Raw genomic sequence first — 14,149 nt, 5'->3', positions numbered from 1 at the left:
CGGTCGGTTGCGAACGAAGTGCGCCATTTCTTGCTAAAATTGCGTTAACGCTGTCCGGCCGCTCTCCCATTAACCATTTCTTCGAACCTCAATCATTACGCGTCGGCATCAATCGCAATGCCGAAGGAAGTCAGTGCATGCTGATATCGTTGAAGAAAAAGGATGGCGCCATGGCTTCACGCTGGCGTCGCCGCCGTCCGTGCCTGATCCTTGCCGACCGCGAACATACGGCCGCTTTGCTGGATATTTCCGCGAAAGGCGCATTATTGGAAACGGGCGCGACGCTGACATTGGGCGCCAGCATCGCCCTTTCCCATCCCGAAGCGGGAATCATTGCCGCCACGGTCGATGCGATCACGGCGCGTGGCGTCCATATCGCTTTCGCGCCCACCGATTCGTCCGTCGCTTTCGCCCTCGCAGCGATCACGGCCGATATGAGCGATCCGGTTTATTGATCAGTCGCGCACCAGTCGCGCCGCATATAACCTTGCGCATAGAGAAGGGCGCTGAGATCCGAATGATCGATGCGCGCGTCGGCGGCCGCCTGCGTCTTGGGCTTGGCACGATAGGCGACCCCTAGTCCCGCCACCTCCAGCATCGGAATGTCGTTGGCGCCGTCCCCTACCGCGAGCACCGCATCCATGCCGAGCCCAAGCTCTGCCGCCGTTTCGGTCAAGGCGTCGAGCTTGGCCTGCGCGCCGACGATCGGGCGCTCCACCGTGCCAAGCAACCGCCCATCGGCAATATTCAGCCGGTTCGCGATAGCGCGGTCGAAGCCGATATCGGCCGCAACCCTGTCGGCGAAGCGTGTGAAACCGCCCGACACCAAGAGACAGGTCGCGCCATGCGCCCGCATCGTAGCGACCAAGGCCTTGGCGCCCGGCATGATCGACAGACGCTCGGCATGGCATAGATCGATCATCGTTTCGCTCAGACCTTCAAGCAAGGCGACGCGGGCGTCCAGCGCCTCTTCGAACGCAAGCTCGCCGCGCATCGCCCGTTCCGTTACGTCGGCGACTTCCGCTTTCAATCCCGCATAATCGGCCAATTCGTCGATGCATTCGATGGTGATCATCGTCGAATCCATGTCGGCGACCAGCAGGGATTTGCGCCGATTGGCCTCGCCTTGAACGACGATGTCGACGCCGGGCAGCAATCCCTCAAGGATCGCGCGCGCCTCGGCTGGCCTGGCCTGGAACAGCAGGTCGCAAGCCGTATCGGTTTCCAGCCAGCTCCGCCCGGCGGGCTGGACATCCGCCGCCGCCAATGCATCTTCGGCAGCTGAAATATCTCCGCTCGAAAGCCGTCCGGCTGCTATCAGGGTCGCGATGAACATGAAATCTTCCTTGCCACGGCTTGCGCTTATCGCGGGGCCGACCGCCAGCGGCAAGTCCGCGCTCGCGCTTGCCTTGGCCGAGCGCGCGAACGGCGTGGTGGTGAATGCGGACAGCGCGCAGGTCTATCGCGACCTGCATATCGTCTCTGCGCGCCCCGATGCCGCCGACGAGGCCCGCGCGCCCCATCGCCTTTACGGCTATCGCGACGGCGCGCATCCCTGCTCGGCCGCGGCTTGGGCGGAGGATGCCAAGGCTGTCATTCGCGACTGTATCGCGGCGGGCCAGCTGCCGATCCTGGCGGGGGGCACCGGCCTCTACCTCCGGACATTGCTCGATGGCATTGCCCCTGTCCCGGCCATCGATCCCGCCGTCCGGCAGTCGGTGCGGGCCCTGCCCGTGGACGAGGCTTACGCCGCGCTGGAACGGGAGGATGCGGCAGCCGCCGCGCGACTGAAGCCCGCCGACACCACGCGCATCGCCCGCGCGCTCGAAGTCGTCCGGTCCACCGGCCGTCCTCTCGCCGAATGGCAGAAGGAGAAAGTCGGCGGCATCGGCGCCCAGGTCGACCTTGCTCCCCTGATCCTCCTGCCGCCGCGCGACTGGCTCATCGCCCGCTGCGACCGCCGGTTCGAGGGCATGATGACGGATGAGGGCCTGGTCGAAGTGCAGGCGCTGCTCGCGCGCGGCCTCGACCCTGCCTTGCCGGTCATGCGGGCCATCGGCGTGCCGGAAATCGCCGCCTTTCTTGATGGCGGAATAAGCCGGGAGGAGGCGCTGTCGGCGGGCCGGATTGCCACGCGCCAATATGCGAAACGCCAATATACCTGGTTCGCGCATCAGCCTCCGGCGGATTGGCCGCGCCATGTCGTGCCGCTCGACAGCCCGAAGGCGACCCGGGACGCACTGTCGCTATTCGTCTAATAATCGTTCCACGGATGTCCGCCGATTCGATCCGCGACGGTCGAAATGCTTGGGCTTTCGCCCCCGAGGTGGATGGACAGGCCTCCTGTACGGCCGAGCAGTTTCCGGTCCGCCTTCAGCCAGCGCGGCACACAGGTCCGAGGAAGCGTCCGGTCGCTGACGACGATGTCGGCGGACGCGCAAGCCGCGCTGAGCGGTCCGAAATCGACGAAATGCGGGCTGCGCGTTGCAAGAATCCGCCAGCGGCGGCCATCGGTCACGATATCCGTGGCGCAAAGATCGGCATTGCACGCCGCACCGCCAGCATCCTCGAGCGCCGTCAGGTCGCCCTCCAGGCCCGCGCCTTCGGACAACATGTCGCGGACATATTCTCCTGCCCGATCCCTGAGCAGCGCCATGCCGCCATCCGCGGTTCTCAAGGCAAGGTGGCGCCCGTCGCCGGTGACGATCAGGTCGGGCGACGGGGTTGCCAGGGCCCAGGCGGCGCCTAGGACGATGGGCACAAACCCCCAGCGCCGCCATCGCGTCCGCCAAAGGGCGACCCACAAGCCGCCGCCGATCATCAAGGCGAAAGCGCCGCCCGGCATGGCCGGAAGCATCGCCACAGATCCGGGCGCCGCGGCCGTGGCGTGGGCGACCCACAGCAAGCCATTCAGCGCCTGTTCCACGAGCCACCAGAAAGGCGCGCCAAGCCCCATCGTGTCGAAGAGCAAGGCCAGCGCCTCGGCGGGCATGATGACAAAGGTTGTCAGGGGAATGGCAACGATGTTCGCGAATGCGCCATACAGCCCGGCCTTGTGAAAGTGAAACAGGGCGATGGGCGCCAGCACCGCCTCGACGGCGAGGCCGGTGAGGAGCAGCGACAGCAACGCCCGGCCGAAACGGGCGGGCCAGCCATCCTCCTCCCGCCGGGCGAACAGCGCCTTGATGCGAGGATGGTCGTGCAGGGCAACGATCGCCGTGACCGCGGCAAAGCTGAGCTGGAAGCTCGGCCCCGCCAGCGCTTCCGGCCAGAAGAGAAGAACGACCAGCGCGCCGGCCGCCACCAGGCGCAGCGTGATCGCCTCCCGTCCCATGGCGATCCCGGCGAGCACGATCAGCGCGGCAATGCAGGAGCGGATGGTGGGCACTTCCGACCCGGTCAGCAGGGTATAGGCAATACCCGTTACCGCCCCTGCCCCGGCGCCGATCAGGATCAGCGGCCAGCGGAGCGCGAGGCGGGGGCTGAGCGCAAGCAGCTTCAGCGTCAGCAGCATCGCCGCGCCGACCACCGCTGTCACGTGCAGCCCGCTGATCGACAGGAGGTGGGCGAGACCACTCTGCCGCATTGCTTCGGCATCAGCCTCGGGGATCGCCCCCTGATCGCCCGTCGCCAGCGCCGCCGCGATCCCGCCGCCGCCACCCTCCACGCGCGATTGAATGTGGCTGGACAGGCTGCGGCGCCATTCCGCCAGCCGCGCCGCCCACCCCGTGGCGAAGGGCGGGCGGATGATGACCACAGCCCCCAGCGCATTACCGGTCGCGCCGATCCGCTGAAACCAGGCGACGCGCGCGAAATCATAGGCTCCGGGCAGGGCCATCGGCGCGGGCGGCATCAGCCTCGCTTTCATCGCGATCCCAGCGCCGGGCTGGAGCCCCTCGGGCGCGCCCTTGTCCTTCACGGTCACGCGGATGCGCGGCGGCAGGGCGCCGCCGTCGGGCCGGACGAGCAGACGCACAATTCCCCGCGCGGGAAGCGGCTCGACCGAAAGGATGGTGCCGCTCAGCGCCGTTACCATGGGGCGCGTGAGCCTGGGCGCGGCGACCCGCTCCGCGCGCGCCCAGATGAGGGCGCAACCCAAGGCCGCGAAGATCAGGGCCAGGCCGAGAGAGCGTCCCCAGCGTTTCTGCCCGGCAATTGCGAACAGCCCGAGCGCTCCGCCGCTTGCGACGAGCATGAAGGCGATCCAGCTCCCTTCCCCGGCAAGCGCGAACCACATCGCGATCCCGAGTCCCAGCGCGGCCGGCACCCAGAGAGCCAACTGATCGCGCTCGGCATCCAGTCTGTGCTCGAGTGCCGCCGAGGCTTTCGTTCGCCAGCCCGCTGCCCCGCGCCCGATCCAGCTGGGGCCCCACCCCGCTTCCCTAGGGTCCGCCGCTTCGATGGTCATGAACGGCGGCTAGCATCGAAGGAAGGGCGGGCGAGAAACGCCGCCACCCCCCTTTGTCGCGGCGGGCCCGCTATGCTAGGGGCGCCTTGTTCCTCAGCCGTCATGGCCCGCATCTTGGAGAAATGGCGCGTGAGCGCAACCGTTCAGAATCCGCAGGTCGTCACCCGCTTCGCACCCTCGCCGACCGGCTTCCTGCACATCGGCGGCGCGCGCACGGCGCTGTTCAACTGGCTGTTCGCGCGCCACCATGGCGGCAAATTCCTGTTGCGCATCGAGGATACGGACAAGGCCCGCTCCACCCAGGCAGCGATCGACGCGATTCTGGACGGCATGCACTGGCTCGGTCTCGATTGGGACGGCCACGAATATTATCAGTCGCAATTCGCCGCTCGCCATGCCGAGGTCGCGCATGAATTGCTGGCGAAGGGCCATGCCTATCGTTGCTATGCGACTCCGCAAGAGCTGGAAGCGATGCGCGCCGAGCAGCGCGAAAAGAAGCTGCCTATGCGCTACGATGGGCGCTGGCGGGACCGCGCGCCGGGGCCGGAGCAGGAGGGCATGCCCTTCTCCATTCGCCTCAAGGCGCCGAAAGACGGCGAAACGGTGATCGAGGATAAGGTTCAGGGCCGCGTCGTCGTGCAGAATAGCGAGATCGACGATTTCATCCTGCTCCGCTCGGACGGCACGCCCACCTACATGCTTGCCGTCGTGGTGGACGATCACGACATGGGCGTCACCCACGTCATCCGCGGCGACGATCATTTGAACAACGCCTTTCGCCAGCTCGGCATCATCCGCGCCATGGGCTGGCCGGAGCCGACCTACGCCCACGTTCCCCTGATCCACGGCCAGGACGGCGCGAAGATGTCGAAGCGGCACGGCGCAACCGGGGTCGAAAATTATCGCGACGAATTGGGCGTGCTGCCCGAGGCGCTCAGCAACTATCTCCTCCGCCTCGGCTGGGGCCATGGCGACGACGAGATCATCTCCCGCGAGGATGCGGTGCGCTGGTTCGACCTGGATCATGTCGGCCGCTCCCCCTCCCGCTTCGACACCAAGAAGCTGGAGAATTTGAACGGTCACTATATTCGCGAAGCCGATGATGGGCGCCTCGCGGGCCTCGCTGCGCCGCGAATCGGCGCGCTTCTCGGCCGCGATCTGACGACGGATGAGATCGCACTTCTCACCCGCGCGATGCCGGAACTGAAGCCTCGCGCGAAGAACCTCGATGAACTGTCCGAGGGCGGAACATTTCTTTTCAAAACCCGTCCTCTGGACATGGACGAAAAGGCAGGCGCCTTGCTAGAGGGCGAGGCACCAAGCCTGCTGGCCCGGCTGCATGCCGCCCTTTCCGCCCTCCCCGACTGGACGGCGGAACGCGCGGAAGCGGCGGTCCGCCAGGTGTCTGAAGATGCCGGGGTGAAGCTCGGCCAGGTCGCGCAGCCCCTCCGGGCCGCATTGACCGGGCGGGCGACGTCGCCGGGGATATTCGATGTGCTCGTTCTGCTGGGGCGCGAGGAAAGCCTCGCCCGCATCGCGGACCGGATGACGAACCAAGGAGCCTTATGATGGCCGATAAAGCCACCCTCTCCCTCAACGGCGACAGCTTCGATTACGATGTGAAACCCGGCACCGTGGGGCCGGAGGTCATCGATATCCGCAAGCTGTACGGCCAGACCGGCGCCTTCACGTTCGATCCGGGCTTCACTTCGACCGCGAGCTGCGAATCCAAGATCACTTATATCGACGGCGACCAGGGCATCCTCCTCCACCGCGGCTATCCGATCGAGCAGCTCGCCGAACAGTCGAGCTTCATGGAAGTCGCCTATCTCCTCCTCCACGGCGAGCTGCCGAGCGGGCAGGAGCTGGACAAGTTCACCTACACGATCAGCCGCCACACCATGCTGCACGAGCAGCTGGCGACCTTCTATCGCGGTTTCCGCCGCGACGCGCATCCGATGGCGATCATGTGCGGCGTTGTCGGCGCCCTTTCGGCTTTCTATCACGACAGCACTGACATCACCGATCCGCATCAGCGCATGGTCGCTTCGCATCGCCTGATTGCGAAGATGCCGACCATCGCGGCGATGGCCTATAAATATTCGATCGGCCAGCCCTTCCTTTATCCGGACAACTCGCTGTCCTACACCGGCAATTTCCTGCGCATGACCTTCGGCGTCCCGGCCGAGGACTATGTCGTCGACCCGGTGATCGAGCGGGCGATGGACCGCATCTTCATCCTCCACGCCGATCACGAGCAGAACGCTTCGACTTCGACGGTGCGTCTCGCCGGTTCGTCTGGGGCCAACCCTTTCGCTTGCATCGCGGCCGGCATTGCCTGCCTCTGGGGCCCGGCCCATGGCGGCGCGAACGAAGCGGCCTTGAACATGCTGCGCGAAATCGGCACCGTCGATCGCATCCCCGAATATATCGCCCGCGCGAAGGACAAGAACGATCCGTTCCGCCTGATGGGCTTCGGCCACCGCGTGTACAAGAATTACGATCCCCGCGCGAAGGTCATGCAGAAAACCGCGAACGAGGTTCTGGAGAAGCTCGGCGTCGACGATCCGATCTTCGACGTCGCTCGTGAGCTGGAGCAGATTGCGCTCAAGGACGATTATTTCGTCGAGAAGAAGCTCTATCCGAATGTCGATTTCTATTCGGGCGTGATCCTCTCCGCGATCGGCTTCCCGACTTCGATGTTCACCGTCCTCTTCGCCCTCGCCCGCACCACGGGCTGGGTCGCGCAGTGGAACGAGATGATCTCCGATCCCGACCAGAAGATCGGCCGCCCGCGCCAGCTCTACACCGGCGCGACGCAGCGGGATTACGTCCCCGTCGGCAAGCGCTGAGGGATCAGCCTTTCCTCACTTGGGGCGTATATTCCGTCACGCATAAGTTGGCTAAAGACGCTAATCGCCGTCCCGCGCCGGGACCGTGCGATGGACGCGGCTCTGCGCCCAGAAAAAGGATGCTCCGGCGTAAAGCGCCAGCAACGATAATCCTGTCACCCATAATCCGGTGACTGCGAATGGCAGCAGCAACCAGGTCATCCCCTTGCGCTCGGCCAGCAGGATGCGCCCTTCGACGATTCGTCCCCGCGCTTCGCCGTGCAAAGCGGCCAGGAATGCGATGGTGGCAACGGCAAGCACGATGCATCCCCAGCCCCGCGGCTCCCAAAGCGCATAGCCAAGCGCCAGCAAGGCCGCCCCCGACAGAATGGGCATTGCGCGCCGCCAGCGCCGGAACGCCCGTCGACCCTGCATGCGAAGGAGGCCAAGCCGCTCGGCCGTGCCGTCGAGCGGCGTCGCGGCGAGAATGAGGAGGAGGCCGGGAATGAGCCAGCCTTTGAGGAAAAAGCCGGAGGCAAGCACCGTCATCCCCGCCGCCGCGCCGTACAGCCATTCCGGCGTGGCGGGTGTCGGCATCAGCAATCGTGTCGCGCCCTGCTCGACGGGCGCGAGGACGTAGCGCGATATCCACTCGCGAGCTTCGAAGGCGGCGCCTTCGACGATCCGCGCCTCGGCATGGGCCAGATGCTCTTCCTTATGGGCGATGGTGAGGCGGTCATCCGCCTGGGCGCCCGCCACCGAAAATTGCCGCACGCCAGACTGCACGGCGCGGCGCAGCAATGTCGATTGCAAATCCCAATCCTGGAGCAGCGAAACGGTGTGGCGCAGCAGAGAGCCATCCAGCACAGACAGCCCCGCCCAACGCGACTGGCCGTCGATCCGTTCGAACCGGTCATCGGCGCCGAAATCCGGCATGGTAAGAATCACTGGCCCGTCCGCGTCCAGGACGCGCACGACATGGCTTTCGTCGGCGACCAGCCCGTCGGCCATGACGAGCAAGGCAGCCTCGGCCGGAACGGCGAAGGCCGCCTCCCCCGCATTGCGCGCCACGGTGATTGCGATGCCGTCCGCGCGCAGCCGTTCGAGCGCCGCGCCTAGGGCGGGTGGCTGACGGTCGACCACAACCACGATCGGATGCGCGCCCGCGGCCGCCGCAAGCCGTGCTTGCCGCTCGAGCAGCGTGCGCCCAGCAAGGAGCAGCATGGCCCTCAGGCCCTGCCCCGCTTCGTCGCTGTCATGATAGGCGCAGATCAGCGCCGCCAAAGTCATGCCGTCAAACCCCGCATGCGATGATCCTACGCCGAGCCCCTTGCCGATGCAAAGCCGTTCGCCGCAAGAGGAGGATGCTCCGCCGCTACAAGGCCCTCAAAGCGCGTTGAACCTATATCATCCTTGATCATCTGTGATACGACAGGGTCATGATGACAGGGGTAGAGCGCGTGGAAACAAGGCCGTTCGACGGCGAGAACGATTCCGGAATCGACGCGGATGAGGCACCCGCCCCCGTGCCTGCCATCGCATCGTGGGAAGACTATGGGGCGGACGGCCCGGAAGAGGCTGGAAAGCCCGTGCTCGCCGCCTTCCTCATCCTTTTGGCCGTCGCCTGGAGCGGAACTTATGCGTGGATCCTCGCCATGGAAGGCGGCGCGCTCACCCCTTCCGCGATCCTGGACAACGCGCCGGCGATTGTCGCGCCCCTTATTCTGCTTGCGGTGACCTGGCTTATGTTCGGCCGCACCTCGCGTCGCGAAACGGAGCGTTTCACGCGCGCCCTCGCGGCGATGCGACGGGAAAGCGCCGCGCTGGAAGGCTTGCTCGCGGCCGTGTCTGCGCGCCTTGAAGACAATTACAGCCGCCTGACCGGGGAATCGGCCAAGCTGATGACCCTCGCCGACGAAGCCTCCGACCGTCTTGGCCGCATCACCCATTATATCGCGAAAGAAACCGCCAATCTCGATCAGCGCGCCGAGGCCCTGGAAGCCGCCGCCAATGCGGCACGCATCGATATCGGCGTCCTGCTCGACGATCTGCCCCGCGCGGAGCAGCAGGCCCGCCTCGTTAGCCAAGCCATGCGCGAAGCGGGCGTTGCCGCGCACGAGCAGGCCGGATCTCTCGATTCGCAGCTGGCGTCGCTCACCGCGCGCGGTCGCGAGGCGGACGAAGTCGCCGGCGGAGCCGCACAGCGCCTCGCCGCGCATCTCGCCCGCATCGAGGGCTCGGTAGGCGCTGCCGCCGTGCGCATGGAACAGGCAACAACCGGGCTTGATCAGGCCGTCGACAATGCTCTCGCCCGGACTTCCGAAGCGCTCGACGCCACACGGGAGGGGCTGCATGCCCAGAGCGTTGCCACCCTCGCGATGATCGAAAAAAGTGGCGTCGCGCTCGACAAAGCCGGCTCCGATGCGGCGCGCAGCCTTTCGCGCCGCATCGAAACATTGGCCGCGCAACTCGAAGGATTGGCGGGCCAGCTTTCGGATCATGACACGCAAAGCCATGCGCTGACGGCGCGCCTCGCTCGCGAACTGGACGAAATCGAAGAACGGTTCGCGGCCTTCGCGGGCAATAGCGCGGGCGAAGCGGATCGCTATGCCGAAGCGATCGCGGCGATCCGCGCTTCCGTCGGCGCGCTGCACGAGGAATGGGACGGCGGGCAGCAACGCGCGGATGGCCTGATCCAGCGTTCGCAGATCCTGGCCCAAGGGCTGCAAGCGGTGGTGCAGGATTTGAACCAAGCCATTCCGGAAGGCCTGTCCCAAGTCGAAGCGCAAGCGCAGCGGACTCACGCTGCGGCAGTAGCCTTGCGTCCTGAAGTGGAAACCATCGCCGCGACGAGCGGCGCGGCGACCGCGCAAATGGCGGAGATCGAAGCGGCCTTGGCGCGGCAACAGGAAGCGCTCGATGCCCTTACGCAGCGGCTCCACTCCGTCACCGCCGATCTTAGCGACCTCGACGGCAATGCCCGGCGGCTCGTCGCCGAAACCGGTCCGGAATTGGTCGAGGCCTTGTTGCGCGTGCGCGAAACCGCCAATCAGGCGGCGGCACATGCCCGTGAGGCGATATCCAGTGTCATTCCGGAAAGCGCCGCCGCGCTCGGCCAGGCGAGCGTCGAGGCCGTCCGTGCCTCCGTTGCGCCGCATCTCGCGGAGCAGATGCAAGCGCTGACGGCGGCGGCGGAACGGTCGGCTGAGGCCGCTCGGACCGCTTCGGACCGCTTGACGCGCCAGATCGTCACCATTGGCGAGACAACCGCCGCCATCGAGGCGCGGATCGCGGAAGCGCGCGAGGAACAGGAACGCAGCGATAGCGACAGCTTCGCGCGAAGGGTCAGCCTTCTCATCGAATCCATGAATTCGGCGGCCATCGATGTCGCTAAGATCCTGTCGAACGATGTCAGCGATAGCGCTTGGGCCGCTTATTTGAAGGGCGATCGCGGTGCCTTCACCCGTCGTGCGGTAAAGCTGCTGAGTTCCGGAGAGGCTAGGGAGATCGGGCGCCATTACGAAAGCGACCCGGAGTTCCGCGAACAGGTCAATCGCTACATTCACGATTTCGAAGCCATGCTCCGCCGGGTGCTGGCTGACGGCGAAGGATCGGTCCTGAGCGTCACGCTCCTCTCGTCCGACATGGGCAAGCTCTACGTCGCGCTCGCCCAGGCGATTGAGCGGCTAAGGAGCTAAAGGGTCAACGCGTCCAGTCCAGTTGTTCGACGCCGACCCAGCCGAAAATATAATTCAGGTAGAAAAGCGCGAAGAGCGTAGCGGAAAGGATCGTCGCCCGGAGCGCCGCCTTCCCGAAACTGAACCGGTGCGGAGCGCTGTCGGCATGGCCAGGCGCGCGTTCCACGCCGACCTCTTCGTCGGTACGGACGCCGAAGGGGATGACGATGAAGAAGCTCATCACCCAGAATAAAGTGTAGATGGCGATGATGGAGCCGATTTGCATGAGATTGTTCCCGTTCAAACCCGCACGATAAGAACGTTCACCACGGGTTTCTTGCCCGTCCAGTCGGTCGCGCAGCGGCGGACGGCGAGGCGGACGGCCTCGCGCAGCTTTTCTTCATTGCCGCCATTCTTGCGCGCGGCTTCCTCCGCCGCTTCGCAGGCTTCTTCCAGAAATGCCTCGCGATCCTCTTCCACCGGCACGCCGTTCAGGCTGATCTCGACATCGCCTTGGACACGATCGGCGCCATCCAGCGCCAACGCGACTGCGATGGCTCCGAAGGAAGCGATTTTGCGCCGCTCGTTCATCGTCGACCCGTCGGCGGCAAGGATGACATTCCCATCGAGGATCAGGCGCCCTACCCTTTCCTCACCCAATTTCTTCGGCCCGTTGGGCGCGAGCCGGACGAGATCGCCATTCTTTTGCATGATGCCGCGCGGCACGCCGCATTGCAGGGCGAAGCGTTCATGTTCGGCCATGTGACGGATTTCGCCATGGACCGGCACGATGATCTCCGGCCGAATCCATTGATACATGGCGGCGAGTTCCGGGCGGCCGGGATGGCCCGACACATGGACCTCCGCCTGCCGGTCGGTGATCATCGCGATCCCCTTCGACGCCAGCTCGTTCTGGATGCGGCCGATGGCGATTTCATTGCCTGGAATCTGCTTGGAGGAAAAAACGACGAGGTCGCCTTCGTCCAGCTTGATCTTGTGTTGATCGAAAGCGATCCGGGCCAGCGCGGCGCGACTCTCGCCCTGCCCGCCGGTCGCAATGATCATCACCTCATGCCTGGGCAGATCCATCGCCGCTTCGAAATCCACCGTTTCCGGAAAATCGGTCAGATAGCCCACGCTCTTCGAAACGCGCAGGATGCGATCGAGCGAGCGGCCCGCGACGACGACCTTGCGGCCGGTATCCTGAGCAACATGGCCGAGCGTCTTCAAACGCGCGGCGTTGGAGGCGAAGGTGGTGACGAGCACGCGACCCTTGGCGCCCTGGATTGTCGCGTCGAGCCCCTCCCGGACCGTCGCTTCCGATCCCGAAGACTCCGGATTGAAGACGTTGGTGGAATCGCAGACCAGCGCGAGCACGCCTTCGTCGCCAATGGCGCGCAGTTCGGCTTCCGTGCTGGGATCGCCAAGCTGCGGCGCATCGTCCAGCTTCCAATCGCCGGTATGGAAAATCTTGCCGTAGGGCGTGTCGATCAAGAGCGCGTTGCCTTCCGGGATCGAATGAGCGAGCGGAACGTAGCGCAAGCCGAAAGGCCCGAGCTGAAAGTCGCCTTCCATCTCGACAACGTTCAGTTTCACGTCGCCGAGCAACCCCTCCTCATCGAGCTTCCCTGCGATGAGGCCGGCGGTGAACGGCGTCGCATAGAGCGGCACGCCCAGATCGGCGGCAAGATAGGGAATGGCGCCGATATGATCCTCATGACCGTGCGTGAGCACGATGCCGAGCAGGTCGGCCTTCCGCTGTTCGATAAAGGCGAGATCCGGCAATACCAGCTCTACGCCCGGGTACATGGGATCGGCGAATGTGAGGCCGAGATCGACCATGATCCACTTCCCCTGGCAGCCGTAGAGATTGACGTTCATGCCGATCTCGCCCGAACCGCCGAGCGCAAGGAAGAGAAGTTCGTTACCGGGTTTCATCCGATCTTCCGTGAAGCCTACGTCGCCTTCCGGCAAGTGGCTTTTCAAATTTCAGCCTCGCCCCTTGCACCAGCCTTGCGACGCTGGAACCTAATTGAACCGTTACGGATCAAGATCAGATTGCCGACAAAGCACCATGATGCCAAAAACACTCCATTGATCTGAAGTAATAATGTTGCTTTGCAACTACATGTGCAGGAGATGGACAATTGTCTGAAAATCCTCCTTATAACGAATCTCATCCTCCATTTGCCACTTCTATAGATGCACTTATTCCCACTCCAACTCAGCTTGGAATTATCGGGATATGCGAAGTCACCAAAGATAATTTCGACTATGTCATCGATCCTGCGTATCCCTGGCAGGAAATGCCGACGGTAACGCCCAAGGAGCGGGAACGCCGCGAAGCGGTCAGGCAGGAGAAGCTGGAGCAGGTCGAGAAGTATATCCTCACACGGGGACGCTATTGGCAGCGGACCGACGAGATTCAGTTCGCCGAAGACCGTGAGATGCAGGTGACCATCACCGTAGGTATCGAGACCACCCATCAGGAAACGGCGTCACGGACGAGCACCGAGACGATAGGGCTTACACTCGGCCTCGACTTGAGCGGCGATCTCTTTTCATCCGGTGCGGCGAAGAAGGCAGCGGCCTTTCGGAAAAGCGAAGGCGTCCTCAAGGGAGGCAAGGCCAGCTCCAGCGCCGAGTTCACATACATGATCAGCGAGGAGCTGCGGTTCGAGCAAACCGATATCCGCACCTATCGCGAGGAAACCACGATCTCCACCACGGAAACCTACCGCGGCGGCGCCGTCTATTACGTGTGGGTGAAGAGCGAGGAACTGAGCATCGCCCGGATGCGCCCGGGGGCGAAAGCACCAGAGCATGTGAAGCAGATCGTGGCCGGAACCGGCAAGAGCTGGACCGACCGCTTCATCTATCGCCCGGACGATGACGAAAATGACGACGCGGCTACTGGAGGCAATCGATGAGCAAGACCAATCTCGGACCAGGCGACACGAAGAGCTTTTGGACCCGGCCTGTCGGCATGACGACCTATTTGTTCTTCGAGGCGCAAGAGCATGATTGCGAGGCGATCTGGCACATCGAATTGTGCTGTCAAAAAGACCGCACGATGACGCTCAATCCCAATGAGCAGAAGAAGGTCGACATTTCGTCGGCGGCCGGCGCGCTGGTCACCGTCCGCAACGAAGGCTGGGCGTCCTTTTCATGTTGGAGCGACTATTGATGACCGAGGAAAACTTGCAAGAGTGCGCGCATGTGTTCGCCCACGA

At 64.4% G+C, this 14,149-nt stretch carries 12 protein-coding genes; 7 read left to right on the top strand and 5 right to left on the bottom strand.

Going from position 1 to position 14,149, the window contains the following annotated elements; translation table 11 throughout:
- Positions 1 to 137: 137 nt before the first annotated feature.
- Entirely contained in the window at positions 138 to 455 is a 318-nt protein-coding gene (locus tag IC614_RS02710; protein ID WP_200972205.1) for a hypothetical protein, read from the top strand.
- On the opposite strand, the gene serB is transcribed toward IC614_RS02710, so the two are convergent.
- Positions 449 to 1,336, bottom strand: a complete 888-nt coding sequence (gene serB, locus IC614_RS02705; protein WP_200972204.1) for a phosphoserine phosphatase SerB — start codon at positions 1,334 to 1,336, stop codon at positions 449 to 451. The two genes, IC614_RS02710 and serB, sit on opposite strands and share 7 nt — an antisense overlap.
- Between serB and miaA the strand changes: the two genes are divergently transcribed.
- On the top strand, positions 1,329 to 2,258 hold the full coding sequence (miaA, locus tag IC614_RS02700; RefSeq protein ID WP_200972203.1) for a tRNA (adenosine(37)-N6)-dimethylallyltransferase MiaA: 930 nt from the start codon (positions 1,329 to 1,331) through the stop codon (positions 2,256 to 2,258). The two genes, serB and miaA, sit on opposite strands and share 8 nt — an antisense overlap.
- Here miaA and IC614_RS02695 read toward each other — a convergent pair.
- On the bottom strand, positions 2,255 to 4,408 hold the full coding sequence (locus tag IC614_RS02695; protein ID WP_200972202.1) for a ComEC/Rec2 family competence protein: 2,154 nt from the start codon (positions 4,406 to 4,408) through the stop codon (positions 2,255 to 2,257). The two genes, miaA and IC614_RS02695, sit on opposite strands and share 4 nt — an antisense overlap.
- A 102-nt stretch (positions 4,409 to 4,510) precedes the next feature.
- On the opposite strand from IC614_RS02695, the gene gltX reads away from it, so the two are divergent.
- Together gltX and IC614_RS02685 are read left to right on the top strand one after the other, a co-directional pair.
- Positions 4,511 to 5,977 carry a glutamate--tRNA ligase gene (gene gltX, locus IC614_RS02690; RefSeq protein WP_226372707.1) on the top strand — a complete coding sequence of 489 codons (1,467 nt, stop codon included), beginning with the start codon at positions 4,511 to 4,513 and terminating at the stop codon, positions 5,975 to 5,977.
- On the top strand, positions 5,977 to 7,260 hold the full coding sequence (locus IC614_RS02685; RefSeq protein WP_404829149.1) for a citrate synthase: 1,284 nt from the start codon (positions 5,977 to 5,979) through the stop codon (positions 7,258 to 7,260). The genes gltX and IC614_RS02685 overlap by 1 nt, the downstream gene beginning before the upstream one ends.
- Before the next feature lie 60 nt (positions 7,261 to 7,320).
- On the opposite strand, the gene IC614_RS02680 is transcribed toward IC614_RS02685, so the two are convergent.
- A complete protein-coding gene (locus IC614_RS02680; protein ID WP_200972199.1) occupies positions 7,321 to 8,529 on the bottom strand; it encodes a hypothetical protein in 1,209 nt (402 codons plus the stop codon).
- Positions 8,530 to 8,699: 170 nt separating this feature from the next.
- Here IC614_RS02680 and IC614_RS02675 point away from each other — a divergent pair, with 170 nt between their 5' ends.
- Complete coding sequence (locus IC614_RS02675; protein WP_207791143.1) at positions 8,700 to 10,937, top strand: hypothetical protein; 2,238 nt, start codon at positions 8,700 to 8,702, stop codon at positions 10,935 to 10,937.
- Between the two features lie 4 nt (positions 10,938 to 10,941).
- Here the strand turns inward: IC614_RS02675 and IC614_RS02670 are convergent, their stop codons facing one another.
- Together IC614_RS02670 and IC614_RS02665 are read right to left on the bottom strand one after the other, a co-directional pair.
- On the bottom strand, positions 10,942 to 11,202 hold the full coding sequence (locus IC614_RS02670) for a DUF1467 family protein (protein WP_200972197.1): 261 nt from the start codon (positions 11,200 to 11,202) through the stop codon (positions 10,942 to 10,944).
- Between the two features lie 14 nt (positions 11,203 to 11,216).
- Complete coding sequence (locus tag IC614_RS02665; RefSeq protein ID WP_200972196.1) at positions 11,217 to 12,854, bottom strand: ribonuclease J; 1,638 nt, start codon at positions 12,852 to 12,854, stop codon at positions 11,217 to 11,219.
- Between the two features lie 209 nt (positions 12,855 to 13,063).
- On the opposite strand from IC614_RS02665, the gene IC614_RS02660 reads away from it, so the two are divergent.
- Together IC614_RS02660 and IC614_RS02655 are read left to right on the top strand one after the other, a co-directional pair.
- Entirely contained in the window at positions 13,064 to 13,846 is a 783-nt protein-coding gene (locus tag IC614_RS02660; RefSeq protein ID WP_200972195.1) for a hypothetical protein, read from the top strand.
- The gene (locus IC614_RS02655) at positions 13,843 to 14,103 is read left to right on the top strand and encodes a hypothetical protein (RefSeq protein ID WP_200972194.1); all 261 of its coding nucleotides are present in this window, start codon (positions 13,843 to 13,845) and stop codon (positions 14,101 to 14,103) included. The genes IC614_RS02660 and IC614_RS02655 overlap by 4 nt, the downstream gene beginning before the upstream one ends.
- The last annotated feature ends 46 nt before the right edge of the window (positions 14,104 to 14,149 follow it).

Origin of the sequence: Sphingosinicella flava, assembly GCF_016025255.1 — a bacterium.
Classification (GTDB): Bacteria; Pseudomonadota; Alphaproteobacteria; order Sphingomonadales; family Sphingomonadaceae; genus Allosphingosinicella; species Allosphingosinicella flava.
The sequence above is the reverse complement of the archived record's forward strand: the minus strand, read 5'-3'. Positions and strand labels throughout refer to the sequence as shown.

Excerpts from the sequence above, each read along its gene's own strand:
- IC614_RS02710 (WP_200972205.1), top strand. The coding sequence starts at position 138 with ATGCTGATATCGTTGAAGAAAAAGGATGGCGCCATGGCTTCACGCTGG.
- IC614_RS02655 (WP_200972194.1), top strand. The coding sequence starts at position 13,843 with ATGAGCAAGACCAATCTCGGACCAGGCGACACGAAGAGCTTTTGGACC.
- IC614_RS02680 (WP_200972199.1), bottom strand. The coding sequence starts at position 8,529 with ATGACTTTGGCGGCGCTGATCTGCGCCTATCATGACAGCGACGAAGCG.
- serB (WP_200972204.1), bottom strand. The coding sequence starts at position 1,336 with ATGTTCATCGCGACCCTGATAGCAGCCGGACGGCTTTCGAGCGGAGAT.
- miaA (WP_200972203.1), top strand. The coding sequence starts at position 1,329 with ATGAACATGAAATCTTCCTTGCCACGGCTTGCGCTTATCGCGGGGCCG.
- IC614_RS02695 (WP_200972202.1), bottom strand. The coding sequence starts at position 4,408 with ATGACCATCGAAGCGGCGGACCCTAGGGAAGCGGGGTGGGGCCCCAGC.
- IC614_RS02670 (WP_200972197.1), bottom strand. The coding sequence starts at position 11,202 with ATGCAAATCGGCTCCATCATCGCCATCTACACTTTATTCTGGGTGATG.
- gltX (WP_226372707.1), top strand. The coding sequence starts at position 4,511 with ATGGCCCGCATCTTGGAGAAATGGCGCGTGAGCGCAACCGTTCAGAAT.
- IC614_RS02685 (WP_404829149.1), top strand. The coding sequence starts at position 5,977 with ATGGCCGATAAAGCCACCCTCTCCCTCAACGGCGACAGCTTCGATTAC.
- IC614_RS02665 (WP_200972196.1), bottom strand. The coding sequence starts at position 12,854 with ATGAAACCCGGTAACGAACTTCTCTTCCTTGCGCTCGGCGGTTCGGGC.